This window comes from Paraburkholderia sp. CNPSo 3274 (assembly GCF_024206475.1).
Lineage (GTDB): Bacteria > Pseudomonadota > Gammaproteobacteria > Burkholderiales > Burkholderiaceae > Paraburkholderia.
The window spans coordinates 1-25,560 of sequence record NZ_JAMBPR010000060.1; the positions used below are offsets into that span (position 1 = coordinate 1).

The 25,560-nt window shown below is 60.6% G+C and carries 15 protein-coding genes; 5 read left to right on the forward strand and 10 right to left on the reverse strand.

The genetic code is table 11. The features are described 5' to 3' along the window. Nucleotides 1-1,255 precede the first annotated feature (1,255 nt). Both M3I54_RS31785 and M3I54_RS31790 read right to left on the reverse strand, forming a co-directional pair. On the reverse strand, nucleotides 1,256-1,744 hold the full coding sequence (locus M3I54_RS31785; RefSeq protein ID WP_254343088.1) for a hypothetical protein: 489 nt from the start codon (nucleotides 1,742-1,744) through the stop codon (nucleotides 1,256-1,258). A 326-nt stretch (nucleotides 1,745-2,070) separates the two neighbouring features. Then, nucleotides 2,071-2,871, reverse strand: a complete 801-nt coding sequence (locus M3I54_RS31790; RefSeq protein ID WP_254343089.1) for a helix-turn-helix transcriptional regulator — start codon at nucleotides 2,869-2,871, stop codon at nucleotides 2,071-2,073. Nucleotides 2,872-3,135: 264 nt separating this feature from the next. On the opposite strand from M3I54_RS31790, the gene M3I54_RS31795 reads away from it, so the two are divergent. Beyond that, entirely contained in the window at nucleotides 3,136-4,029 is an 894-nt protein-coding gene (locus tag M3I54_RS31795) for a DMT family transporter (protein ID WP_254343090.1), read from the forward strand. 347 nt (nucleotides 4,030-4,376) lie between these two features. Here the strand turns inward: M3I54_RS31795 and M3I54_RS31800 are convergent, their stop codons facing one another. The 8 genes from M3I54_RS31800 to M3I54_RS31835 form a co-directional block, all read right to left on the reverse strand. Continuing rightward, nucleotides 4,377-9,980 (reverse strand): trifunctional serine/threonine-protein kinase/ATP-binding protein/sensor histidine kinase, encoded by a 5,604-nt coding sequence (locus M3I54_RS31800; RefSeq protein ID WP_254343091.1) that lies wholly within the window; start codon nucleotides 9,978-9,980, stop codon nucleotides 4,377-4,379. 281 nt (nucleotides 9,981-10,261) lie between these two features. Continuing rightward, nucleotides 10,262-10,567, reverse strand: coding sequence for a hypothetical protein (locus M3I54_RS31805; protein WP_254343092.1), 306 nt, complete (start codon nucleotides 10,565-10,567; stop codon nucleotides 10,262-10,264). A 357-nt stretch (nucleotides 10,568-10,924) separates the two neighbouring features. Further along, a complete protein-coding gene (locus M3I54_RS31810) occupies nucleotides 10,925-12,373 on the reverse strand; it encodes a cytosine permease (RefSeq protein ID WP_254343093.1) in 1,449 nt (482 codons plus the stop codon). A gap of 106 nt (nucleotides 12,374-12,479) precedes the next feature. After that, on the reverse strand, nucleotides 12,480-14,156 hold the full coding sequence (locus tag M3I54_RS31815; RefSeq protein ID WP_254343094.1) for a GMC family oxidoreductase: 1,677 nt from the start codon (nucleotides 14,154-14,156) through the stop codon (nucleotides 12,480-12,482). A 56-nt stretch (nucleotides 14,157-14,212) separates the two neighbouring features. Then, nucleotides 14,213-16,714 (reverse strand): CoA transferase, encoded by a 2,502-nt coding sequence (locus tag M3I54_RS31820; protein WP_254343095.1) that lies wholly within the window; start codon nucleotides 16,712-16,714, stop codon nucleotides 14,213-14,215. Between the two features lie 191 nt (nucleotides 16,715-16,905). Then, nucleotides 16,906-17,805: a transcriptional regulator GcvA gene (gcvA, locus tag M3I54_RS31825; RefSeq protein ID WP_254343096.1), complete on the reverse strand. Its 900-nt coding sequence runs from the start codon at nucleotides 17,803-17,805 to the stop codon at nucleotides 16,906-16,908. Nucleotides 17,806-18,784: 979 nt separating this feature from the next. Beyond that, complete coding sequence (locus M3I54_RS31830) at nucleotides 18,785-19,051, reverse strand: Txe/YoeB family addiction module toxin (RefSeq protein ID WP_302059229.1); 267 nt, start codon at nucleotides 19,049-19,051, stop codon at nucleotides 18,785-18,787. Continuing rightward, nucleotides 19,048-19,308 carry a type II toxin-antitoxin system Phd/YefM family antitoxin gene (locus M3I54_RS31835; protein WP_133190871.1) on the reverse strand — a complete coding sequence of 87 codons (261 nt, stop codon included), beginning with the start codon at nucleotides 19,306-19,308 and terminating at the stop codon, nucleotides 19,048-19,050. The genes M3I54_RS31830 and M3I54_RS31835 overlap by 4 nt, the downstream gene beginning before the upstream one ends. Before the next feature lie 1,054 nt (nucleotides 19,309-20,362). Here M3I54_RS31835 and M3I54_RS31840 point away from each other — a divergent pair. The 4 genes from M3I54_RS31840 to M3I54_RS31855 all read left to right on the forward strand — a co-directional run bounded on the left by M3I54_RS31840 (nucleotide 20,363) and on the right by M3I54_RS31855 (nucleotide 25,155). After that, nucleotides 20,363-21,451, forward strand: a complete 1,089-nt coding sequence (locus M3I54_RS31840) for an SPFH domain-containing protein (protein WP_254343097.1) — start codon at nucleotides 20,363-20,365, stop codon at nucleotides 21,449-21,451. Between the two features lie 10 nt (nucleotides 21,452-21,461). Continuing rightward, nucleotides 21,462-22,151, forward strand: a complete 690-nt coding sequence (locus M3I54_RS31845; RefSeq protein ID WP_254343098.1) for a hypothetical protein — start codon at nucleotides 21,462-21,464, stop codon at nucleotides 22,149-22,151. A 68-nt stretch (nucleotides 22,152-22,219) separates the two neighbouring features. After that, nucleotides 22,220-24,475, forward strand: a complete 2,256-nt coding sequence (locus M3I54_RS31850) for a hypothetical protein (protein ID WP_254343099.1) — start codon at nucleotides 22,220-22,222, stop codon at nucleotides 24,473-24,475. Next, the gene (locus M3I54_RS31855) at nucleotides 24,472-25,155 is read left to right on the forward strand and encodes a hypothetical protein (protein ID WP_254343100.1); all 684 of its coding nucleotides are present in this window, start codon (nucleotides 24,472-24,474) and stop codon (nucleotides 25,153-25,155) included. Before M3I54_RS31850 ends, M3I54_RS31855 begins: the two co-directional genes overlap by 4 nt. The last annotated feature ends 405 nt before the right edge of the window (nucleotides 25,156-25,560 follow it).

Sequence of the window (25,560 nt, forward strand, 5' to 3'; positions counted from 1 at the left end):
CTTGAAGAAGGTGGACCAGATGTTCGTGTTGAACATGGCGGCATACAACCTCGTGCGCATGCGATCACTGGCACAAATCCGCTTATAAGTGGCGGAAAGCGTGGCAAGGAGGTCAGAAGTCGGCCTCAAGCCGCCGAAAGAACGTTGAATTCGCGTTGAGATTGCACAATGCGAAAGTTTGCGACTGGCGGGCGCGTACATCGAGGCGCACCGCTTCCGCCGGGGATGTATTTCCGCAACCTGTTAAGGATATAGGATTCTAGACACGGCCGCGTCCATCATCTGGTGGAGAGAACGCATTAGGCTACGCCGAGGAGGAGTTCAGATGCGCGCGCCTCATGATCAGAATGCCGCTACCGTTGTCATATTCGCTTCCGGCTACACGGCATCGACCGTCTGCTCAAGCCGATCAACCGTCCGCCGAGTAACCGGCCTCGACGGCCGGATCGCTCCGAAATTTGCCGGGCGTTCTATCGATGCGTCTCGACGCTCCGTTGATTCGATGCCTATATACTCGTGCCCTCAACGAATGAACGTTTGAGGTCAACCCGATACGCATCGCTATGCACAACGTGCGCAACTCTACGTCATGCCCAGCGCAGTCGACCACGAGATCTTCGTGAATGAGTGTGACCAGGACGGGAGGAACACTTGGCCTGAGGCGTGCATGCTCCATGGGCGTAGATCAGTACGCTGGCGCTTTCATCTGCTTTAGCCCGGCTTCGTCCATCCCGAAACCAGGCAGGTCGCCGGGGGAACTTCTGCCGTTCACCTTTGGGCTTGCGCGGCCATTCAAGCGGCGGCTTCCCCTCAAACAACCAACCCTCGTGCCGCACGTTCCCGACAACGGCGGCCACGTTGGTCGTCGGCAGCCCATGACCGACCGATGATTGCGGAAATCCGGATATCGACAGTCTTCTCAATCACGGTGTTCCGGATAGTGACCCTCGTCGCGCGGTTCACAATCCCTGGATATCCACCTGTACGCTTCGGCGTCGAGCTTGGCGTGCACGACAGGACCGAACAATGCAGTCTGCACGAATGCGGAAGTTGCGCAGGATGATGAGCGCGCGGCCGTTAGCGCGGAATGGGCGATACATGATACGACTCCATATCGATGAATTGTCGTTCACTTCTTCTCTGCAGGTAGAGGTCCCGCCCCAGACGCCGTCACAACGTTCCGCAGCCATTCCGCATGTAGCGGCCAACCGGTGCAGGTCGAGGGAACAGTCGTAGACCGCGCACCCTCAGCGCATCACGTGGGTCGATCGTCAATGACGAACCATCGGAGCGTGCGAGCCGGTTGGTCAGGCACGGCAATCTGCACGGGCAGGCTGCCGATCACGCCCTTCACTTGGGCGACAAACGCATCACCTTTCATTGACGCGCGGGAGACGGTTTTCAGACCGCACTGGGCCGCCGTGTTCAAGCGCGAGTGAACGACGGTGAGCCACCAATCCGTCATCGTGTAGCTCGTGTCGCGAGCTTCGATGCACGTCCGATAGTTCAAAGCGACAAACTTCCCCGCGTCACCCGTGGCCGCAACCGCCGCCCACGCCTTCTCGTGACTCCCGCCAGTCAGTCCCACAGCGTCCCTTTCCAACGGTTGCGTTTGCAGCCCATAGGCTACGGCGACGGCTGCAATTGCAACGAGTCCAGCGAGATGCACGGGATGCCGCTTCGCTGCCTGACGGCCCGGTTTCGGTACAGAAATCATGACGTGATCCCCTTCGTTCGACGACAAGGTCGGGTCCCCGTATCTGTGCTTGTTATCGTCACCCTGCAATACAGTTGCGGCGTGGATCTTTAACGGGATCGTAGATTATTCGCTGACGCCCGCACATAACCTGAATAGGTGATCGGCGGAGCCCAGCCGATGCCGACGGCGCCTCTCCCGGCCGCGTCGGACAGACATCCTGATGACGCTATACGGACGCAGTTCAGGCGGGTGATATGGGGCTGGACTTTCCTGAATCCCGGGCTTTGGATATCGCTGATCCAGGTCTTCAGGGCGAGGTGTGGATTGGGAGGCCGCATCGCTGCTTGTAACGCACCAGCCCACGCAGTTCGCTATCGCAACTTGCCGAGCCACAGCGCGGTGAGCGTTGAGCGATTCCGGACGTTGAATTTCGCGTAGATCGACTTGATATGGACATGCGTCGTGTTCGGACTTTGGTCGAGTTTCTGCGCGATCTGCTTTTCCGTGAACCCATCGAGCAATCCTAGCAGCACCCTTCGCTCGGCCGACGTGAGGGGTGCATCGGCGATGAGCAGGCCGTGGCTGAGCAGTTGCTGACGGCTGAACCATCTAAGCCCATGCATCACAAAGCCCAAGCGCTCGAGATCCGGCGCAGAGAAACGGGGCGTCCGCACATCGCGAAATACGAATAGATGAATCCGCACATCGTCGTTGAGCGAGCAGCGCACCTGGATGCTGTCGCCGTGACCGACTTCGAGGTAGTGGCGCCGATAGTGCTCACCTTCAAACCATTCGGCGGGCATCGCCTCGAAGAGCAGGTTGGCACAGAATGGCTCGTTCCCTGACGCGGCCACGACGTGCGACGAGTCGACATGCCCGGACCAAAGCGTGTCGTACTGCTCCTGCACCGAGGCGACCATCGCCGGTACCGGATTCAGGAGCCGGACCAGCCGTGGACGCCAGCCAAACAAAGGATCCTTTGGCGCCAGCGAAGGCAATCGCACAACGACGGCCCAAAGCGCATTCTGCGCCTCGACCATCGCACAGAGCGTGGTTAGGAGATGGGACAGCGCGACGTCGCCATCACCTGCAGAGAATTCGGCCAGCCGATCCCAGAGTGCATAGACGTCATCGTGGACCAGTGGATTGGTGGAATCCGCGAATGAAAGCATGTCGTCCCCGAGAAAAAAGTGCGGATCACCGATCTTCGGTGAGCATGAGCGTATCACCTTTTCAGGTAGTACCCAAGCGCATCCCGGTGCTCGATACTGATTCGCCGCTCACAGCCTCGACAGTCATCACCTGGAACCAGGCAGCACGGGCACTCGATGTTTCCAGGCGCGTCGACACCCCGCACACGCGAGACACGGCCGCCGCCCGCTACGTGGTCGCGCTAATCCGCCCGCACGCTAGTTGCGGTGACGAAAGGAGCCGTGATGAATGCAAATCTGGATCCCACAGACGCGAGTGCAATCACACCTTCTTGCGCCTTGCAGGGCGCGGCCGCTATCGCTGCATTTGCCTCGAACGCTCTGCTGTGTCGCGTCGCGCTATTCAGCAACAGCATCGACGCAGCTACGTTTTCCGACATCCGGCTGCTGGCCGGAGGTACGACCTTGCTGGTCGCGACGAAACTGAGCCCGGAACTTGTTCGGCAGTCCAGTCCTGACTGGGTTTCGGCAACCGCGCTAGGCACTTTCATGATCCTGTTCTCGTTGTCCTATCTATCCCTTGGCGTCAGCACCGGTGCGCTTGTCCTGTTCGGGACGGTACAACTGACGATATTGATTGCCTGTCTCCTCAAAGGCGAACGCTTCCACCGAGTGGCGCTAGTTGGGTATCTGGTGGCTATTGCCGGACTTCTATGCCTGACAGTACCTGGCGCCGGCGTTCCGGGATTGTCTGGTCTGCTTATGATGGTCGGGGCGGGCGCTGCATGGGGGCTCTATACCTTGCGAGGCAAACGCATCGTGAGTCCACTATCATCAACGACAGGAAACTTCCTTCGGGCGACACCGATCTGCATCGTCTTAGGATTGATCCTTCACGGCCCTGCACATGCGAGCGCAACCGGAGTTGTCCTCGCTGTGGCTTCTGGCGCCGTGACATCAGCAATTGGCTTTGTAGTGTGGAGCTCGACGATCCGAAGACTGCCGCCAATGTCCGCGGCCGCCATCCAACTCCTGGTGCCGCCCGTTGCAGCGCTCGGTGGCGTTTTCTTCCTGCATGAACCCGTGAGCACGCGTCTCGCGTTCAGTTTTGTTGCCGTCCTTGTTGGCATTTCGCTGACGGCTTCGGCCGGCGCCAGACACAACGGCAAACCTCAATAGGCGCGCGGCCTGGGCGCGGAAGACGCGTCCTGCTGTTTTCGTTACCATAGACTCCCAGCGTCCGGGTTCGAACATGGAGCGGCCGTTCGTTTGATCGACTCGCCAGTGTCGGCTTCGGGTCGGTTATGCCCGTTGCATGAGACGTGGGCCGGGGGCGAGCGGCGTGCTCGGTCGTGGGACGCAGTGCGGCCACCTTGGGACATTCGACCGCGCTCTCAGACGGACATTCGAACGTCGGCTCCGCCCCAGGTGGCAGACCTTCGCCGACGACCGTACGCGTCGCGTTCTCGGCCGTTCCAGCAAGCATTCAGGTAAAAAACCAGGTCACGGGTCGCGACACCGGACAGTCACGGCGAGAATTCATCGTCAATCTGATTCGATTGCGCCAGCGATGCGCTGTTCGGCAAGGCGAGAGCCGGTACGGAGAACTGAAACACAGCGCCACGGGGCACGTTCGCGGTGACCCACAGGCGTCCCCCATGCGCGTCCACAATGGATCGGCAGATTGACAACCCCATGCCCGTTCCATCAGCCTTCGTCGTGTAGAACGGCTCGAAGAGTCGCTCGGTGTTTTCCGCGGTGACGCCCGGCCCCGAATCGCGCACGGAAATGAGCACGTCACCCGAGTCATCGTTGCCGCTGCTGATGATCAATTCTCGCGACTCCTCCCCGACCGCGCTCATCGCTTCAATGGCGTTGAGTACCAGGTTCAGCGTCACCTGCTGGAGTTGGATGCGGTCGCCTGCAACCATCGGCAGGTCTCCGGCTAGCTGCGTCCGCACCGATACGCCGTTCTTCTCGGCCGCGACTCGCGTAAGCGCAATGACCTCACCAATAGCCTCGTTGATCTGCAGCGGTTCCTTACGCGGGGGGGCACCCTTGACAAGGCCATGAATCCGGTTGGCAACCTCGCTCGCGAGCCTTGCGTCCTTGATGATCCGATCAAATGTCAGCCGAGCCTCCTCCAGGTTCGGCGGCTGGGCACTCAGCCAGCATAGCCCCGCCTGCGCGCTGATAGCATTCGCGGCAACCGGCTGCTTGATTTCGTGAGTGATGGACGCCACCAGTTGCCCCAGTGTCGAGACGCGGTTCGCGTGCTCTAGCGCAATCTGCGCGTCACGGTAGCGGCGCTCGCTCTCTTGCATCTCGGCCTCCGCCCGCTTGCGCCCGGTCAGATCGAGTATGAAAGAGACACCCTGCTTCCGGCCTTCAAAGGCGGCTGTACCCACCAGCACAGGTACGCGAGTGCCATCCTTGCGTAGATACTCCTTCTCGTAGGGTTGGATCGTTCCGCTCCTCACCAGCTCGGCTTGCGCTTGTGCCGTACGCTCCCACCATTCCGGTGGCGTGAGGGTTGAACGACGTACGCGACCTGACGCGAAATCGTCACGGTCGTATCCCACCATGCTCAGAAACGTGTCATTAGCCTCGTAATAGACAGCGTCAGTGGTTTCAGGCGTCTCACCTTCAAGCTGCCACATGAAGATCCCGACGATGTTGGCGTCGACGAGGCGCCGGATCTTCGCTTCGCGTTCCGCGAGATCACGGTACAGGCGGGCATTTTCCAGCGTCATCGCAGCCAGCGAAGCCAGCACCTTCAAAACCGCAATCCGTGCCGGGGTAAAGGCACGGGCAGCGAGGTGGTTCTCCAGATAAAGCAGTGCGATTAGCCTTCCCTGTTTGACGAATGGTAGGCAGAGGACCGATCGCGCCTGCACGCGGGCAATGTACTCGTCGTTGGAGAAGCTGCCCTGGGCCGAGGCATCGTCGAGGATCACGCTCTCCTGGGTACGCGCGCAATACTGGAGAATCGACTCGGGAAGCTCGGCGGCAGAGATCGGTGCCTCGCGCAGCGCGACCGTGACTGAGCCGCCGTCTGTATCGGCCTGCGCCTCGATCCATAGCTCGGCACCCCGCGGGAGCAAGAGCAAGCCGCGTTGCGCACCAGCGTGTTCCACTGCGGTGCGCATCAGCGCTTCGATCAGGTTCTCGAGCACAATTTCACCCGACACGATCTGTGAGACGCTCAGCACTGTAGCGAGATCCAGCTGCTCGATTGGCGTGCCGGGGGTGGCCGTCTGGCGCGCATGGTTCGCATGGTCCGGATAGGGCTTGAGGTGGGGGTAGCATTGGTCAAGCTGTCGCACCTTGCCATTGGCTCCCCACCGCAGATAAGCATCATGGGCATCCAGCAGGTAGACGCGCGCTATTTTCTCAAAACCGCGCGTCGAATAGAAACGCGCAGCAAGTTCGTTGGCAAGCGCCTCGTTGTGCACAAAGCCGCTTGCCTGGGCCGAGCGGATCGCCTGCTCGTAAAGCGCTTCGGCATCGAGCGCGCGACCTTCGATCCGGGCGATCTCCGCCCCCACGAGGGCGGCGCGGTTCTCGAAATTCTCTGGGCAAGTACCTGCCCAGATCTCGAGTTGTCCTTGATGCTCGGCCAGCGCCTCGATGTGAACCTGTCGTTCCTCAGCCGTTGCCGTACCGAAGCAGGCCGCGCGAGACAACGCGCCGTAAAAGTGATATTCGGCGATTTCGAAGCTGGGGGACGCCCAAAGCAGCCGTCGCGCCCGCAATGCGGCATCGACCGCCGCACCATAATCGCCCGCGAAGAACCGCGCCTGCAGCTTACGGATCCAATACCAGCACTCGGCAATGGCCAGATTCGGGTTCTCCGCGAAGCGGCGTTCGATCCGAAGCTCATCAAAATTCGCATCGTCGATGCGGCCAAACGTCGGCGTGAGCCCCCTCAGCGCCCGTACCAGGCCGAGCTGGACGCTGATGCCGTCAACGATGGCACCGTATCGCATCTTCTGCGCAAACGCGAGACCCCGTTCGGCTTCGCCTTGTACTTCCTCTAGCGGATCGCCGGCGGCGAGCAGGTTCGTATTCAGGTGGAAACAACTGTACGCCGCGCAAGCGAGGTCCCCGCTTCGGTTGGCCGCCTCGAATGTACGACGCACCAGGTCACGGCCAGCCCGGACAGGTTGTTTCCACGGCAGGACGAGACCGCCAAAGGTCATATAGGTCCTTGCATCGTAGCGCTTCAGCCCGCGCTGCTCGACCAGCTCGTAGCCGAGCCGGCCGAATCGATATGCGGTCTCGTAGTCGCCGAAGCGCAGCCCGGCGATCACGCCGAGCCGCACATAGGCGTAAGAGGACGCGTCAGCGTTGCCGCGCTCGAGACTCAGATTGACCATGCGACAAATGATCAGGCAAGCAAGGTTCGGATTCGAATGATAGGCAGGCACAGCGAGCCTGGCGAGAACATCGAGGGTCGCGAGGGATGCCGGGTCGCTCATCAAGGGCAGATCGACAAGTGCCTCAAGCGGGCGCTCTCCGAGGGTGGACCAGATCTGCTGATACTCCCGGCGCGCTTCCTCTTCCGTCGGATGCGGCGACCACTCGATGCCCAGACGCCGGAGGCATTCGAGACCGACGTCGACCGCGCGGCCGCTCTGGTCGCGGGTCAGGTGCAGGTCCATGCGCAGACACGCGACGCACGCGTCTTCCACCGAATCTAGCGTGCGGGCGGCCAGTACCGCCAGACGCTCGTCCGCAGCCGCCAGCGCACCGGTCAGAAATTCGCATTCGGCCCGGTGCAACTCCAGCGCGAAGATGAGCTCCCGCAGGCGATCCCAGCCATCGTCGCCCACGAGCGTCACGCCGGCGACCAGATAGGTAAGCGCTGATGCGTAAGCGGTGGAAGCCTTGGCGCGTTTTCCGGCGATCAGGTTGTACGCGGCGAGCTGATCCCGCTCTGCTTGTGTCGTGATCAAGGGGATCGCACGATTAAGCTGATTGACGATCTCGAAGATCGCCTCGTCGCGCTTGCCCGTAGGCGTGTGCTCCGCCAGCAGTCGGCCGATTCGAAGGTGCACCTCGCCTCGCCGCGCTTCGGCGATCAGCGAATACGCGGCTTCCTGAATGCGATCGTGGGCGAACCGGTAGCCAGCCGCGCCGCGCTCCACCAGTTCCAGCCGGACGGCGGGCCAGAGCGCCCCATGAACCTGCTCCTCTGACGTCCCGAGGACCAGCGCGAGCGTCGTCGTCCCGGCGCTGTTGCCAAGACACGCCAGTTGCTGCAATGCATGCTGTGTTTCGCGCGGCAGGCGCGTGAGCTTGTCGACCATGAGGTCGACGACGTTATCGGTATAGCCCTTGGCGTGAATGCGCTCCAGATTCCAGCACCAGCGGCCGGCATCGTGGTCAAAGAGGAGCATGCCCTCGTCGGCAAGCGACGACAGGAACTGGATGGCAAAAAACGGATTGCCGCCGGTTTTCTGGTGGACCAGTTCCGCGAGCGGTGCGGCGTGCGCGGGCTCGCAGCGAAGCGCGTCTGCGAGCCACTGCCGCAGATGCGCCTGCCTGAGCGGCGCAAGGGCAATTTGCGTGACCTTGCCACCACTGGCCTTGATCGCTTCGAGCTTGCGCTTCAGCGGATGGTCGGGGCTCACCTCGTTGTCGCGATAGGCACCGATCAGCATGAGGTGCTGCAGATCGGATCGGGTCAACAGATCCTCGAGCAGATCGAGCGTGGCCGGGTCGAGCCATTGCAGGTCGTCGAGAAAGAGCGCCAGTGGATGGTCCGCCCGGGCAAAGACACCGATGAAGCGCTGGAACACGAGCTGAAAACGCCGTTGAGCGTCTTGAGGCGCAAGCAGGGGGACCGGTGGCGGTTCGCCGATGATGAGCTTGAGCTCGGGGACGAGGTCGACCATCAGCCGTGCGTTCGGCTCGAGCGCCTCGAGAAAGGCGTCACGCCAGCCTGAGAGCTCGACCTCGCGCTTGCCGAGAAGCGGTCGCACGAGGCTCTGAAAAGCCTGAGCAAGTGTCGCATACGGGATATCGCGCTTGTACTGGTCAAACTTGCCCGCGGCGAAGAGCCCGCGCGGCGGCACCAGCACCGTGTGCAATTCATTGACGACCGCGGACTTGCCAATGCCCGAATAGCCGGAGACCAGCACCAACTCCGGCGCGCCGTTTTTGACGATGCGATCGAAGGAGGCCAGCAAGGTCGCAACCTCGTTTGAGCGCCCGTAGAGCCTTTCCGGGATGAGCAGCCGGTCGGGCGTGTCCTGTTGACCGGGAGCAAAGTCGTCGATGTCACCTTGGGCTTCCCACTCAGCGAGGCAGCGTCGCAGATCGCGCTCGACGCCGCCGGCGGTCTGGTAGCGCTCCTCGGCCGTTTTGGCCATCAGCTTCATGATGATTGCCGACACCGGGGCGGGGACGCTCTCCAGCCGCTCGCTGGGCGGCACCGGCATTCGCGCGATATGGCAGTGCACCCACTCCATGGGGTCAGCGGCCGTAAACGGAAGCACGCCGGTGAACATCCGGTAGAGCGTCACGCCGAGCGCATACAGATCGCTGCGGGCGTCGATCGAGCGGTTCATGCGCCCGGTCTGTTCGGGGGCCATGTAGGCAAGCGTACCGGCGAGGGTCTCGGGCGGCTCGGGCGCCTGTCGCTCGCGTCGTAGCTGCGAGGCGATGCCGAAGCCGGTCAGCCGCGGCTGTCCGTCCGTGCAGTTCACGAGGATATGGCCAGGCTTGAGGTCCTTATGGACGAGGCCGCGCTGGTGAAGCTTGCCCAGCGCGGCGGCGATGCCGACGGCGAGGCGCAGAGCACTGCCCACCGCCATGGGCGCACCGATCAGCCGCTCGAGCGGCTCACCACCCGGATCCTCAAGCACCAGCAGCGTCCGACCGCCTTCGCGCACCAGTTCCAGCGGCCGCGCCGCCCACGCGCAATCGAGTTCGTCCTTCAGTTCTAATTCGTGAGCGAGCCGATCGAGGCCGGCAGGTGAGGGCTGCCCAACGGCGGGCCGCGCAATGAGCAGCGTCCCGTCGCCGCCATCGGCCCGTCGTGCCCGGCTGAAGACGCACGCGCCATCCTCCCACAAGGTTTGGAGGCCGTTAACCATGTCGCCGTAACCCTCGGTAGCATTCATCTGCCGCCCTCCGCCATCGCGTCAGAATACACCCTACGACCTATGAAGACGGAGCCCGCACGTTGACGCGAAACGGGTCCGGCCCGCGCGGAGCGCTTGCGCGACACAAGGCGCGCTTCGATGCCGGCGAGTGCTTTGTGCGGTTACCGACACCAAGTTACCGGTCTCTTCCACCCTCCAAAGCGGTTGTTCCCCGCGCTCTTAGTAACGGAGGACGGGTGTGGGTCGCGTGCGGCCGATCGCCGTCAGGCAGAGGTCTGCCAAGGGCGGTCTGTCGGCATTTATGCTCCAAAGTAATCGAGTTCGGGCGTCACGCGCTGAAGATCTGCGACCGAGAGCGTTATGCGCTCGCCTGTTGCAGATTCTGCTCCATATTGTTGCACGGTCGTTAGAATTCGGCGTTTGTTCAACTCGAACGCGAGTCGCACCTGTTGCACAGTCTGATTGCGAGCGCCAAGCTCTTCGCAAACGACTTCAAACGGCAGCGCGAAAGCGCAGTATCCCCAACCGAACCCGTAGGCGGAAAACCACACCGCCGAGTCGGCGCAAAGAATGGGGGCGGTCATGAAAGTATGTGGCTGATCCATCGCATTCACCTGAGTCGACGATTGGTTGACGTCAAAGTGTTGCACAGGGACCTTACAGACGCGGGGTTCTGTCGCCACGAAGTTACCACTCCGCCGAGAGGTGATTTTGCGAATCGGGACTGAGAACGGGTCGTGTCCTGCGAATCCCCCAGGCGGGACCCGGCCACAACCTGCCATTCAGCGAGCGGATGAGCCTGCCGTTGGAACGACTGCACGACTCCGCTAACGGCCATTGCTCGCGCACATCAACGAACGGCTGCGATGAGTGTAATTCGTAGCTTCAAGAAGTAACCGTGCAGACAGCGTCTGCACGGGCCATCCCCGACGCGCTATCACAAGTGCATGCCACGATCTGCTTTATAGGATCGAATCAATGCCTCGATCCGCCTCACGTGCCAGATCTAGCTCCCGGCGGATGTCCATCGAACGACAACTCACCAGATAGACGGCGGCCGACACAACAAGTCCAATGACCATCCCGATGTCGATATTTCCTAGCATTCGCGCAATGGGACCGACGTAGAATCCCATCGACGAAAACGGCAGCATCGCAGCAAAACCAATGAAATATGCGCCCAGACCACGCCAGTTCCATCGCCCATACAAGCCTCGCGGATTGAATATCTCGCGCACAGAATATTCCGTTTTCCGAACAAAGTAGAAGTCGACCAGATTGATTGCTGTCCACGGCGTGAACAGATACAGTAGAACGCCGAGGAAGTCGCCGAATTTCGCCATGAAGTCGCCGGATGCCGCGAGAGCAATCCCTGTTGCAACGATTGCAACAACAATAAGGCTGACAAAGCGCGCACGAACCGTTGGCTTCGATAATTTAAGCGAGTCCGCGATACTCATAAGCGTCAGCGACGCGCCGTAGAAGTTCAGACTTGCCATTGTCACAAGCGTCGCCACGGAAAGCACCAGTGTCAGTGCACCCAAGCCAGGATAGATGGCATCGCCGACTTCCTTCACGGCCGCGCCAATATCCGTCTTAACGTGAATGGCCGCAGCCGCTGCACCGATCAGCATCATCCACGCGCCGCCGATGAATGCGCCCAGATACGTCCACCAGAACGACGCCCGCACGCCAACATTCGCCGGCATGTAGCGCGAATAGTCAGACACATAGATCGCCCAGCTCAACTGATACGCCGCTGCGGCGAAAAATTGCACGAAGAACGGCACGCTACGAAACCCGCTCACGCTGAACATGGCGGCATCGAAATGCACGGTCGTCACAATGCCGATAGAGAGAATCGACAGCACGACGACCATCATCACCGCGAGCCATTGCTGCGCCTGATGAATCCAGTCGTGACCGAGAAATGCTACAGCAAGCGACAGGACGGTGAAGGCAATCAGCCCAACTCGTGCGTCGATATGCAGAAGATGATGAAGCGAATCGCCTGCCAGCACCTGATTGAATGCGTTATAGCCCACGTAGGTAACGAGCGCGACAATCCAGACAAGCAACGCGCCCATATAGCCGAATTGCGGTCTCGACTGGATCATCTGCGGCAGGCCGAGTTGCGGCCCTTGCGTCGAATGAAACGCCATGAAGAAAGTCCCAAACGCCGCGCCAAGCACCGCGGCAATTGCGGTCCAGAGTAGGTTCGCCCCCGTCGCGCCGCCCAACGCACCGACGGCCAGCGTAGCGATCTGCGTCGACCCGGAAAACCAGATCGTGCCGAGCTGCCAGATTTTCCCGTGACGCTCCGCGTGCGGAATATAGTCGATCGAGCGACGCTCGACTCCCAGGCGCGGCTTCGCGGGCTCCGCGATCACCGTAGAGCTGCTATGTTGCATCACTGTCTCCAAGAGTTTTAATTGTCGCGGGGGTCAGCGGCGCGCCACCCGCCCGCGCATTTCGCATGCGATTCCTGCATCGGGATCGCATGCGGGAACTACGTGTTCAGGCGACCAGCACCGCGCTATCGCGAACCTGTGCGATGTTTCGCGCATTCGCCCAATCTTCGCGAATCATGTCGCTGGCGCGTTCAGCGATCATCAAGGTGGGAGAGTTTGTATTGCCTGAGGTAATCGTCGGCATGATCGAGGCGTCGACCACTCGCAGCCCCGTCACCCCAATCACGCGCAAACGCGAATCGACCACCGCACCGCTGTCTTCGACACGCCCCATGCTGCACGTGCCGACCGGATGAAAAATCGTCGTACCCACATTGCCCGCGGCGCGCTGCAACTCTTCTTCGCTCTGGAATTCAGGGCCCGGAAGCACCTCGCGCGGATTGAACGGTGCCAATGCGGGCGCCGTCGCAATCCGTCGCGTGAGGCGAAGCGCATCAGCGGCGACCTTCCGGTCTAGTTCAGTTGACAGATAGTTGGGCGCGATGCGCGGTGGCGCGAGCGGGTCAGCGGACGTCGCGTGAATGCTGCCGCGCGATGTCGGTCGCAATTGGCAGACCGACGCCGTAATCGCGTCGAACGAATGAAGCGGCTCGCCGAAGCGATCCAGAGAGAGCGGCTGAACGTGGTACTGGACGTCGGGCCTGTCCGTGCTGCCGTAGCTTGTCGAGGTAAAGATTCCCAACTGGGAGGGAGACATCGCCATGGGTCCGCTGCGGTCCAGCGCGTATTGCAGACCGATTCGCATTTTCCCCCACAACGATGCGCTCAGAGTGTTCAGCGTGGTCGCGCCATCTATGCGAAACACCATGCGCAGTTGCAAATGATCCTGCAGGTTTTCGCCGACGCCACGCCGCGCGGCACGTACCGGAATGCCCAGCGCCGCCAATCTGTCCGGGTCGCCAATCCCGGACAATTCAAGCAGCTTCGGCGAATTGACGGCACCCGCGCACGAAATCACTTCGCGTCGTGCCGTGGCCTGCATCTGCACGCCTTCAGCGGTGACTTCGACTCCCACGCAGTGCGTACCGTCGAATTTCAGGCGCTCAGTTTGAGCCAGTGTCACGACAGTTAGATTGCGGCGATGTGCAGCGGGCTTGAGAAAAGCCTTCGACGTATTCCAGCGAATGCCGCGCCGCTGATTCACATCGAAGTAGCCCACGCCGTTGTTATCGCCCCCGTTGAAGTCCGTGGTCGCCGGAATGCCGCTCTGCTGGGCCGCTTTTGAAAAGACTTCGAGTATCGGCCAGCGCAGGCGCTGCTTCTCGACGCGCCAGGGACCACCCGCGCCATGCAATTCGCTCGCACCGCCATGGTAATCCTCGCTGCGGCGGAACACCGGCAGGACTGATTTCCAGCGCCAGCCCGCGTCGCCGGTGCTTTGCGCCCAATCGTCATAGTCTTCGCGCTGGCCGCGCATATAGATCATGCCGTTGATCGACGAGCAGCCGCCCAGCACGCGCCCGCGTGGATAGCTGAGCGAACGGCCGTTTAGGCCTTGCTCCTCCTCGGTGCGGAATTTCCAATCGGTGCGCGGATTGCCGATACAGTACAAATAGCCCACCGGCACATGGATCCAGTGATAGTTGTCTTTTCCGCCGGCCTCGAGCAGTAGCACCGATGCCCTGGCATCTTCGCTCAGACGATTGGCGAGCGCACATCCCGCAGTCCCGCCACCAATCACGATATAGTCGAATTCGCCGAGTGACTGCCGTTTCGATGTCATTTCATTTTGCATAACTGACAATGTGTTGGATCTGAATCGATTGAACTGAAGGTCGATCAGCTGGGCAGATATTCGCTCGACCAGCTCACGCCAATTGCGCCGCGGTCGATAAGCGCATCAATCAGCCCTTCGGAGTAGCCGAGCGAACGCATGACCACGCGCGTCGAAGCGCCGAATTTTTCGGCGGGCGCGAGAGCACGAATGGTTGCATGCGTCGGGCGAACCGCTACCGGATCGAGCTGCGTAACACGGTGGCCGCTGGGATGCGATTCGTAGACACTAAATGCATAGCTGCCCAGATCGATACCGGGTTGGCCGTCGGCGGGGCGGCTGGCGCTGCGACGCAGATTGTCCAGATTGTCGGGTACGGCGGCCGCGATGTTTGCGGCTTGCAGCCTGGTTTGCCAGCTTTCAGCACCATCCGATGCGATCGCCCGGGCAAGAAAATCTGCCGGTGCCGGAGACGCAGCGATGCCGCGCAGACCCTCGACATCGTCGAGCCGTTCGAACTCGCTTGCGTCCGTATGCACGTAGATCCAGCCGTCTGCCGCGCGGAAAAACCTCGACAGTGGCCCGAATCCCGATGCCTCGCGTCCCGACGGTTCGTCGAACGGCGCGCGGCCAGCGTAGTCGTAGCAGAATGGAATCTGCACCAGGTTGCCGAGCGCGGCCAGCGACGTCCGCGCGCGGCCGCCCTCTCCGGTGCGGGCCTTCCGGTACAACGCGGCGGCCACACCCAGCGCCGCTGCGAAGCCGCACATCACGTCGATGGTGCCGACATGAGCGTGCTCCTCCGGCGTAGCCATGCCACCGCCAAAGCGCACCATGATGCCCGTGCAGGCCTGGATCAAATCGTCATAGCCCAGATAGTCGGTTCGCGGGCCACGGCGTGGGCCGCCGAAGCAATCGAGCTGGCAGAACACGACACCGGGATTGAGCGCGCGCAGGCTCGCCTCGTCCAGACCCAGCGGGGCAAGTTGCCGGTCCGGCGCATTCATCACGATCACATCGACCGAGCGGGCCAGCGTCTGCAACACCTGCCGCCCCTCATCCTTGCCGAGATCGACCAGAATGCTTTGTTTGCCGCGCGCCGACGACATTCCAAAGACAACCGTATTCCACGGATCGTAATTCGGCGACACGGGATCCAGTTTGATGACCTCCGCACCGAAGCGTCCGAGGAACGACGTCGAATGCGGACCGGCGATCACGTTGGTCAGATCCAGAACGCGCACACCATCGAGCCAGCCGCCCACGCCATCGTGCGGCTTGACGGCGCGCATCGGCTGCGCCGTGGCGTCCAATGCGGCGATGGCCTCGGCGACGGGCACCGTACGACGTGGCTCGGGCGACAGCATCGCTTCGGCACTGTCTTCGAGCCAGGCAACCGGCCCTGGCTGTTTCATCATGCCAAACTCGCCATCGTGAGATTCCAGCACCAGGCCGGCGGCGTTCGCATGCTCGTCGTGCAGCCATTCCTGCGTGCTGCGGTGTGCGGCGCCTGGAAAGCCGCCTTCTCCGAAAATTCGCTCCCATTCGGCCGAGGTCTTGGTCAGGAAGACCGCCTTCATGCGCGCGGAAATGCGCGCAGCCCAGTGCGCCGGCAGCGGGTACACGCCGAGCGATGCGTCGCCTTCCCATTCACCCACAGGGCGATAGCAATCGGCGACCGTCGGCAGTCCGGCCTCAACCATTTCTTCGTAGAGACCCATCGCCATGAGGCAACGCTTGGCGTGTGCATTATGCGAGGGGCAAACCGCGTAGAACTTGCGCCCATCGGCACATTCGTAGGTGCGATAAAACGGGTCGAGATATTCCTGCAAGGCCTCGTACGAGAGATCCATCGGCAACCCGTTTGCGCGACGGCGCTCGACTTCCTTTTCGCGGAGCGTTTTGTAGCGCTGCGGATAGTGGTCGATCTTGATCGAGTTGTACGAGAGTCCTTCGAGAACTGCCGACGAAAGCGGCACTTCAATACCGTCGCCGCGCCCCATACGTTCGCGCGACTGGAGTGCGAGAACGACGGAAGCAACACCCAGCATCGTGCCGTACGACGAAGCCAGCGGCAGCGGCGAGAAGCTGGGATTGATGCCCATCAGCACGCGGTTCTGTCCCATGTCCGTAAAGACGCCGGACGCCGATGCGATGATCGGCTCGAACGCGCGCCACTCGCGGCGCAATGCATCGTTACTTGCGAATCCCGGCAGGGAAAGCGTGATCAGGTCCGGGCGTGCTGCGCGCAGTTCCGCGAAGCAGATGCCAAGCCGGTCGAGCACGCCTGGGCGGAAGTTCTCGATCACGATGTCAGCACGCTCGATCAGCGCGTGCGCATCGACGCGGCCTTCGGCGGTTTTCAGATCGAGCCGGACCGTGAGCTTGTTGCGATTGAGTACGGCATTGGCGGGGCTGTCCCAGAGCGGGCCGCCAGGCGGATCGATATGGATCACCTTCGCGCCGAGATCAGAGAGGATCATCGCGACCGCCGGCCCGGCGATGTATTGGCCGAAGTCGACCACGTTGACGCCGCTAAGCGGGCGCTTGTCTTGTGCTTCCGTCATCTCCGTCCTGCCTCCAGCACAGCGGCGCGTGGCCGTCTGCTGCTCGTCGTGTTATGGGCTGGCAGCGCCTTGCCTCGATCGGCGGTGCGATCAGGCGGCGCGCCCGGAACAGACTTTCGGTCAGAGAGGAACGGCGGTAAAGCTATAAAAAAAACGACTAAGGGTTGGTTTTTTTTATGGCTGCGCTGGCATCAGGCGCGGGCCTGGTCGGCCGTCTCGACAAGCCAGTCGACAAAAGCCTTTGCATTCGGGTTAACGATGCTGTGTGGCGAATACACAAGCCAGAACGCTTCCTCAGTCGGCAAGTGAGGTTTGAGCGGGGCAATCAACTGGCCGCTCTCCAGCATCTGCTCGACGAGTGAGGAACGTGCGAGCGCAACGCCCTGTCCGAGCTCAGCCGCCTTGAGCGCGGAGATCAGCGTGTCGAAATGCATGCCGGAAGAAGAATCGACCTTTGCTGCGCCAGCCTTGCGCAACCAGTAGCCCCAGCCCTCTTCGTACCCGAGCACGTGCAGCAGTTCGTGACCCGCGAGATCCTTTGGCTTCGCGAGCGGCCGGCGCGCGGACGGCAGATCAGGCGCGCAAACCGGTATGAGCGTGTCCCTGGTCAGGCGCTCCGCCCGCAGACCCGACCATTTTCCATGGCCATGGCGAATCTCCAGATCGGCGTCGACGTCGGTCACACAACTGTCTCCGCCCCAGATATTGCTGGTGATGCGCAAGCTGATATCAGGATGCAGCTCGCGAAACGCAGGCAATCGAACAGCGAGCCATTGCGTATAGAAGACGAGGCTGACGCGCACGGTCAGCACGCGAAGATTGATGCTACCGAAAATTTCGTCAGTCGCAACAGCCAGCCGCTCGATCGCTTCGTGAACTACCGGGAGGTAGGCCTGGCCCGCATCGGTCATTTCGATACCGCGAGGAAGGCGGCGAAACAGCGCCGTCCCAAGTTGGGATTCGAGCCCTTTGACCTGCTGACTCACGGCCGCCTGCGTAAGGTTGAGCTCATTCGCGGCATGCGTGAAACTCAGGTGGCGCGCCGATGATTCAAATGCACGAAGCCAGTTAAGCGGAGGCAGTCTTTTCATCTGGAAGATGTCTTTTGTCCTGGGCGGTATCGAAATGATGAAGGTCGACCATTTAACGGGCGACGTCCATTATTTTGACAGTTCTTGTGACGCAAATCGCGAGGTTCCCCGCGTGCAGCCAGGCCGGCGTCACCGCGCAAGACACACGCGTTCCCGCAGCGTTTGACGTGGTTCGCCCCAATCTCGGTGGTCAATCCGCTACTCGTCTCAAACGAAAGCGCATCGTAATGATTTAGCCGCGACCTCCAGCGAATCACCGTATCGGATGAGCGGAGGCGGGTTCCTGCAACAACTTGCCGTTCTCCGAGTGGACGAACCTGCCGTTGGATCGACTGCACTACTCCGCTAACGGCCATTGCTAGCGTGCAGCAACGAACGGCTGCAAAGGGTCGAGAGTACTCATACGACCGCGGCGACAGCTGCCATTCGTGGTCGAGCGAGTGTGGATGGCTGAAGAGTGCCCTGAAGCTGCCTGACGAACAGCGACATCTGAACGTCCGCACTGGCCGACTGCCGCCCCAAGAAGTTGGCGTGAGCGACCAAACCAACCCATGAGCTGCCCCTGGATGCCAGGCCCGACCGGCTGCAACGAGTCTGCCTTCTGTCCACCGCTTCAGTTGGCGGACGGGGCTGCCCGTGTAGTCGGCTAGCAGAGCGTCATCGTAGTCTCACTCCATTTGACATTACAGGTCGAATGACCGGAATTTGAACTGCTGCACGGACTGTTTTCCGTTGTCTGGTTACTTGCGCTCGCGAGCACGCGCAATCGCTTCGTCCGCGATGGTCTTGGGCGTCTCCAACGTCACGCCGCCATCCCACTCAAGCGTTGCAGCAGCACCGCAGGAGGCGCACGTAGTCGCCTCGCCATCGTGCGAATCGTCATCGCGGCGTTGTTCGCCACGGTGACCGCATTCCGCACATTTGTACGTGTATAAGACTCTGTCCGTGCGTGCCATTGGCGCTCCTGTTTTCCGATATGTCAGTAGTGGTAGCGGCACGAGACGATATTGATCTGGCTACCGGCAATTTCGTAAACGAGCCGATTAGCGTCATCGATGCGACGCGACCAGAAACCCGTCAGGTTTGCCTTCAGTGGCTCAGGCTTACCGATGCCCTCGAACGGTGTGCGCTGAGCGTCCTTGATAAGTTGATTGATGCGCTTCAACGTCTTTCTATCCTGCCCCTGCCAGTAGACATAGTCCTCCCATGCCTCGGCCGTCCACATGATGTTCAAAGCGCCACTCATTCGGCGTCTTCAACCAGCTTGCGGGGCTTGACCTTGCCTGCCCTTGCCTGCGCAATTGATCGCTCCAGATGAGCGACGTTGGCCGGGGAGCGCAGCAGGTGAACTGTTTCCATCAAGCTGTCGTAATGCTCTTGCGACATGACGATCGCGTTGGGTGCGTCTCGGCGGGTGATGAGCGTAACGTCTACGTCATCGACTACTTGGTCAATGACGCGCTTGAGATTCGCGCGGGCGTCTGAAAATGGAATGGTGCGCATGCGTCTTCCTTCGCTACGAACATGTACGAGAATCGGTACAAGTCTAACACGCATCTATCACATGTACAAGTAACCGTACGAATTGCACCTCTATATCGCGAATTTCGCGTCGTATTCCGAGGAAGTCTCGTCGTTTCGATCGCAATGTCACCCTGGCGCGCGCAACACCCGGACTTTCATAGGAAAAATCCCGACCGCCGACCATCGACGCGGGAGGTGCCCCGGCCAGCCAGAGGCAAACGGTCGTGAACACCACGTGCCCTGCCGGCTGAAGTCATGCGCCGGGAACCGGCGGTTACGGGGTATGGGCGGTGCGGACCGTTAGTTGCGCAGCGTGACGGGAGCCGCGCATTCGCTGGCCGGCGCAACAGCTCCCAGGTGCTGCCGCTCTATGCAATGGCTTTGCGTGCGATCGGGTTCCAAGGCCCTCGCGCGGAGCCGGACGCCAGCATGGCGCTGCGCCCAGTCTTCCAGAGCGATGTGCCGTTGCACCATGAACCACCAGCCGTACGAGTCAGCAATCAGGCGGTATACGGCAGAAAGACGGGGCTGGAGTGTGCATGCTGCTGCGACGGGCGTCATCGCCCGTCACCAAACTGCGTGAGCAGATATGTGCACCTTCAAACTAACGGTGCCCAACACTTCCGGGATGTACTGAGCACCGCGCGCAACCTGCACGCTTGCGCTCCGCTCGAATCGTCTATCCGTCCGGCAATCGACCAATTTAAGGCCAAGTCGATTTTCAGGATTTTGATCCTATCTTCACCAAGAAAACGTTTGCGCATGGATAGAAGTGGCATATATATTGATTCAATCAATAAAATCCGGCGTGGATCTTCGAGCAATCGTAGGGACGGTGAATAATTCAGAGAATACAAAAGACCGCCTTATGCCTAAAGTTGTCGAGACTACCGGCCGATAAGATGAACTGCGTCGGAACATTTCCAACGAACTCGCGTTGTGAATGATTTAGCATTCGACCGCCAAGCTACTGCTCACCAATCTCTTAGAGACCGGTGGGCAAATCTAGGTCCCTGCAAACAAGAAAGCAAAAATGGCAATCATTGATTTAGTCAAGTGGAACGGCAGCCCCAATCTGCTTGCCTGGAAATTCCCCTCTGAAGAGTTGTCGACCTGGACGCAGCTCGTTGTCAATGAGTCGCAGGAAGCTTACCTCGTCAGAGGCGGTGTGTATGAGGGACCGTTTGGAGCGGGACGCCATACGCTGAGCACCGAGAACCTTCCCCTCTTGCGGACGGTCATTGGTGTTCCGTTCGGCGGAAAGTCGCCATTCACTGCAGAAGTTTGGTACGTCAACCGGGTGACGAATCTCGACGTACGCTGGGGAACGCCGGATTCAATTCAGCTGCAAGATCCGAAGTACGGCGTCATGGTGCCTGTTCGGGCATTCGGCCAATACGGTATTCGAATTACCGAGCCAAAGAAATTTCTGTTGAAGCTGGTCGGCACACTCCCGGGCTTTGACGCGGACACACTGTCGGAGTACTTCCGAGGCGTGTTCATCACCCGCATCAAAACGGAAATTGCCAACGCAATCACTCGCGCCGGCATATCGGTGCTCGAAATAAGCACGCAACTCGAAGCCCTGTCGGAAGCATTGAAGACTTCGCTTTCCATCGAAATGGCCGAGTACGGAGTCGGGCTCGCACAATTCAATATTCATTCGATCAATGTTCCTGAAGATGACCCCGCAGTCAAAACGCTGAAAGGCGCGTTGGCCAAACGCGCTGAGATGGGAATCATCGGCTTCACCTATCAGCAGGAACGCAGTTTCAACGTGATGGAAACTGCTGCCGGAAACGAAGGTGCGGCTGGAACGCTGATGGGCGCCGGCATCGGCGTCGGCGCCGGTATTGGGATGGCTCCAGCATTCGGGCAAGGCTTCGCCCAGGCGACCCAACATTTCCAGCAGCCTGCTCCACCGCCTGCGGCTGCGCCCGTCCAAGCACCTGCGCAAGCCGCACCGGCAGGCGCATCGCAGCCCGCAGGTGGCGCAACCGGTCAGGGTATCGGTGCGGCCGAGCGCATCCGTCTCCTCAAGGAGCTCGCCGAACTCAAGGCCGCCGGCATCTTGAGCGATTCAGAGGTCGAATCGGAAAAGCAAAAAATCCTCGCATCCTGAGTATAAGAAAATGAACATCCGGAATCATATTGCTGCGGCTGGCGCCATCGCGGTTTTGGCCGCGCTCGCCATTTTGTATCTGGTGCTGCCTTCGAACAGTTGGACACCGGCGACGGTTGTGAGCGCGATCGCGGTCGCGTTGTCGTTAGGCGCGGTCATTTACCTGCCCAGTGTGTTCGCGCCCGCGTCAAAAACTCAGGCCGCTCGCCTGGCAGGTGTCGGACCACTCGGAGCAACGGTAGCCATTACTTTGCTTCTTTCGATCGTTGCTCTTCTGCTTAGCCTGATTGGTGCCGCGAGCGCAGCCTGGGCAGTCCTGGTCGTGGCGCTAGCTGCATTCATCATCGGAAATCTGACGACGAACGTCGCGCGCAAGATGGTCGACGATGTGCAGACTACCCAAGCGAAGGATGAGCGATACCGTAACTGGACGATTGCACTGACTCGGATCGCGGTCGAGATCAGTGATGCTGACGCCAAGCTCCTCTGCACAAAGATCGCGGAGGAGCTTCGTTATGTGCCATCTGCTCGTGCAACCGATGCGAAAGATGAGGCGTCGCAGGTGTCGAGTGCAATCTCGGCCTTGCAGGCCAGTGTGCCCAACGGTGACGCGACAGACATCGTGTTGAAACTGAACCGGTTGCAGGCAGCGTTATCCGCACACTCATCAGCCTTGATTGTGCTTCGTTCATACGCATAGACACGATCTCAACGGGTACTGAGGGTGTTGATACGCCTCATGCCCTATAGAACATTTTTGGGGTGTAAATGGAAGCGACAGAACTCAAGCTGCTTTGCAGCGGCTGCGGTGCGAACTTGGAGTACTCAGCTGGGGCCCGCGCGCTAAAGTGCGTGTATTGCGCCGCTGTAACGGAGATTCCCCGTGCAGAAGATGAAGAAGTTGATGAGCCGCCCAACCAAGTCGTTACGTTGACGGTTAGCCGTAGTCAGCTTGAAGACGCAGTTTTCCAGCATCTGGCAGAGGGAAAGTACACGCCAGACAATCTGCTTGAACACGCGACATTCACGAAGGTTGAACAATTCTTCGTTCCCGCGTACGCGTTCACTGGAACGTACGAGGCGCAATGGACCGCAAGCTTCGGATACGACCGCACAGAGCACTATACGGACTATGTGCGGGACAGCAACGGCCGTACAAGGCCGGTTGCCAAGACCAAGACGGTAACTGATTGGCGTCCTGTCAACGGCACAGACACGGGCGATTTCAGGGTGCTCACGTATGGCGGCAGTCAACTGAATGAAAGTTCGCTGAACCTCCCTGCACGACTCATCGAGCGTTGCGTGATGGGTGGCGACGTTGTCGACTACAGCCCCTCTTTCACCAGTGGTTTCGAAGTCGAGGCCTACAGCGTGCGTCCGAACGACGCGTACTCGGGCAGGGGACAAGAACTCGTCAATGGCGTCATCGAAGTGGGCGTCAGGCGGCACGCGCAGGGTGACCGGCAGAAGGATTGGCACTGGAAGGCGACGACTCGCAAGCGGACCAGCCGTATCCTTGTTCCCGTCTGTCACGTTATCTACGAGTACGACGGACAGTCCTTCAATGTCTGGCTCGACGGTACATCGACGGCTAACCTCGTAGCAGATGCTGCACCGGAAGATCACTCGCGCAAACGCGCTGTACGCGTCGGGTTCATTCCCGTCGCTGTCTCGGCTGCCGGACTTGTCGGCGCGTTCGTAAGCACAAGCGGCACCATGAGCAGGCTGCCCGAAAGTCCGCTGATGTGGGCCGGTTTTGTCGGCGCACTGTTGTTCGGCGCGGCCCGGCGCCATGCGATCCTGTCCTATTCGATGAAATTGCGCAAAGCCATCCTCGCGCAAAGGAAACTCGATACCACCAATACAGCAAACGTGGATGACGCTGCACGCCTGGCAATGGTCGAGGCCTGCAAGCGCCCTGACAGGCCTTGGCTCGCGGGCACGGCCAAAGATGCAGTCTCGTTGCCCATCGCTTCCGTCATTGCGCTAACTGCAGTGCTGACGCCGCGTGTTCATCAGGCCATCAGCGAACATCGCGAGGTTCAGTACGCGTCGTATTCCGCTCCAGCGTACCAGTCGTCAACGACGTCGAATGAAACGACCGGCCAGCAGGCGCTCGCGCCGGCACAGAACATTGCGCCTGCTCAAGAGCCTGCACCGCAAGCTGCCCAGCAGGCGTCGACTACAGCAACCGAGCCGGTTCAACAGGCTGACGCCGACGCGGCGGCCAGCCAGACGAACCAGCAGGCGAGCGGCGCGCCCGAGCAGCCCGTGCCGCAAACCGCACAAGTTCAGACGCCTTCGCAGCAGATTACCGTTGCGGCTCCGGTGCTGGCAGTTCTCAACGCTGCGGCGCAAAACGACTGGGCGGCTGTTGATCTTGCTGCCGACAACCTGAAAGATAGCGGCGCGAGCAATGTGGCGCACGGCGACCGGGCTGGCGCGCGTACGGCGAACGTCGAAGGCAAGGCCGCATTGCAGGCCCAAAACTATGCGTCCGCGGTCGAAGCCTTCCGTCGTGGTGTTGCCGCCGATCCCGCTGACATCGAACTTCTGAACAACCTCGGCTATGCCCTCGAAGAGAGCGGACAACAGCAGGACGCCATCGACGCGATATCCAACGTCCTGGTGCGTGCACCACGCCGCACGGCCGCATGGGCAAATCTCGCGAGCAGTCTCGCGGAGAGCGGCCATCTTCCGGAAGCCAAGGCGGCGATGAGCGTCGCTGTGCACTACACAGGCAATCGGGACCGGACGCTCGCATTCCTGCAGGAGCAGGCGGCGAACGGCAAATCCGACGCGATCCGTCAGATGAGCGCCGCCGTTTCGCAGCAGGCCCTCACTATTCCTGTAGCCGCCGCTGCGGCGCCGAAAGCGATACCTCAGGCACAACAGGCTCCTAAGGTCGCGCAGGCTTCGCATCCGGTAGCACGCATGCAATCCTCCGAGGGCGACGAAGCCTACGTGCGAAATATGAACAAGCAGCTTGAACAACAACTCAAAGATTTGGGCCAGTCAAAATGAAAAAACAGATCTCTGGTTTCAGGTTGGTTGTCTTGGCAACCGCGATCGCTTCCCTCGCGGGTTGTGCCGCGCCTGATGGCAGCGGCCCGTCCAATGCAGCCACCCAAGGTGTCGTTGGCGCGGGCGTCGGGGCGTTGGCGGGTCTCGTGCTTTGCAAGGCGGTCGGCGGCTCGGACGTTGCTTGCCGTAACGCCGCCGTTATCGCGGGAGCAGCCGGGGCATATATCGGTTGGCGGCATGGCAAGGAGCAGGATCTCGCGCAGGCCAAAGCGCTCGAGCAGTCGTTGCATACGGCAGGTGTTCCCGTTGTCACGGACACTGCCGCATTGAGCAAGAAGGACGATGCGGGCAAGGCGGACACCGTCACAGCGTGGAAGGGCACCACGGTGGGCCTCCCCAAGTCCATGCTGGACAAACGCAGTCCTGACCTGGAGAAGAGCGTGGAACTGAGTGGGCAGCTAGCCGCCTCGCGTTCCGAGCCTTGCCGCATTCTGGTCGCAGTTCCGGACTCTGACAAGGCTCAAGTGACGGCCTGGCTGAACAACGGAATGCACGCACCTGGCACCAATCCGAAGCAGATGCCCGAGATCAGAATGGTTGCAGTGAAACCGGGAATTATTCCGTTCCTGCGGGTAGAGCCGACCGACCAGCAGCAGTTTTCCAATGGAACCGTAGCTTGATGTCCTCCCCGCCCTCAGCCTATCGCTGCGCACGGCGCGGCAAGGGCGGGGATTCCTGCTGCTAGACGGCCACCTTTGCTAGCGCACGAATACGAGGCAGGTTTTGTTGGGATGACGTCGCCCCAGGAAAATGACGACCGGATCGGATGTATGCGCGGCCCCTTGCATGTTGGATATAGCCATGTCAAACGATGCGGTCACGCTGGGTACCGGGAGTATCGGGATTGCCGCGCCCGCCGAATGCGGTGTTCTGCGCCGCGAATTGCGTCTTGTCACTGCGGAGCGAGATCTGAGGTAAAAAAGGAATCCTTATGATCTGAGTTCCCCGAACTAGCTCCAAAGAGAGCGGCGGCCAGCATTCCTGGCCTGTCTGCCGGCTTTCGGAGCCAACCAGCTCCCCGAATG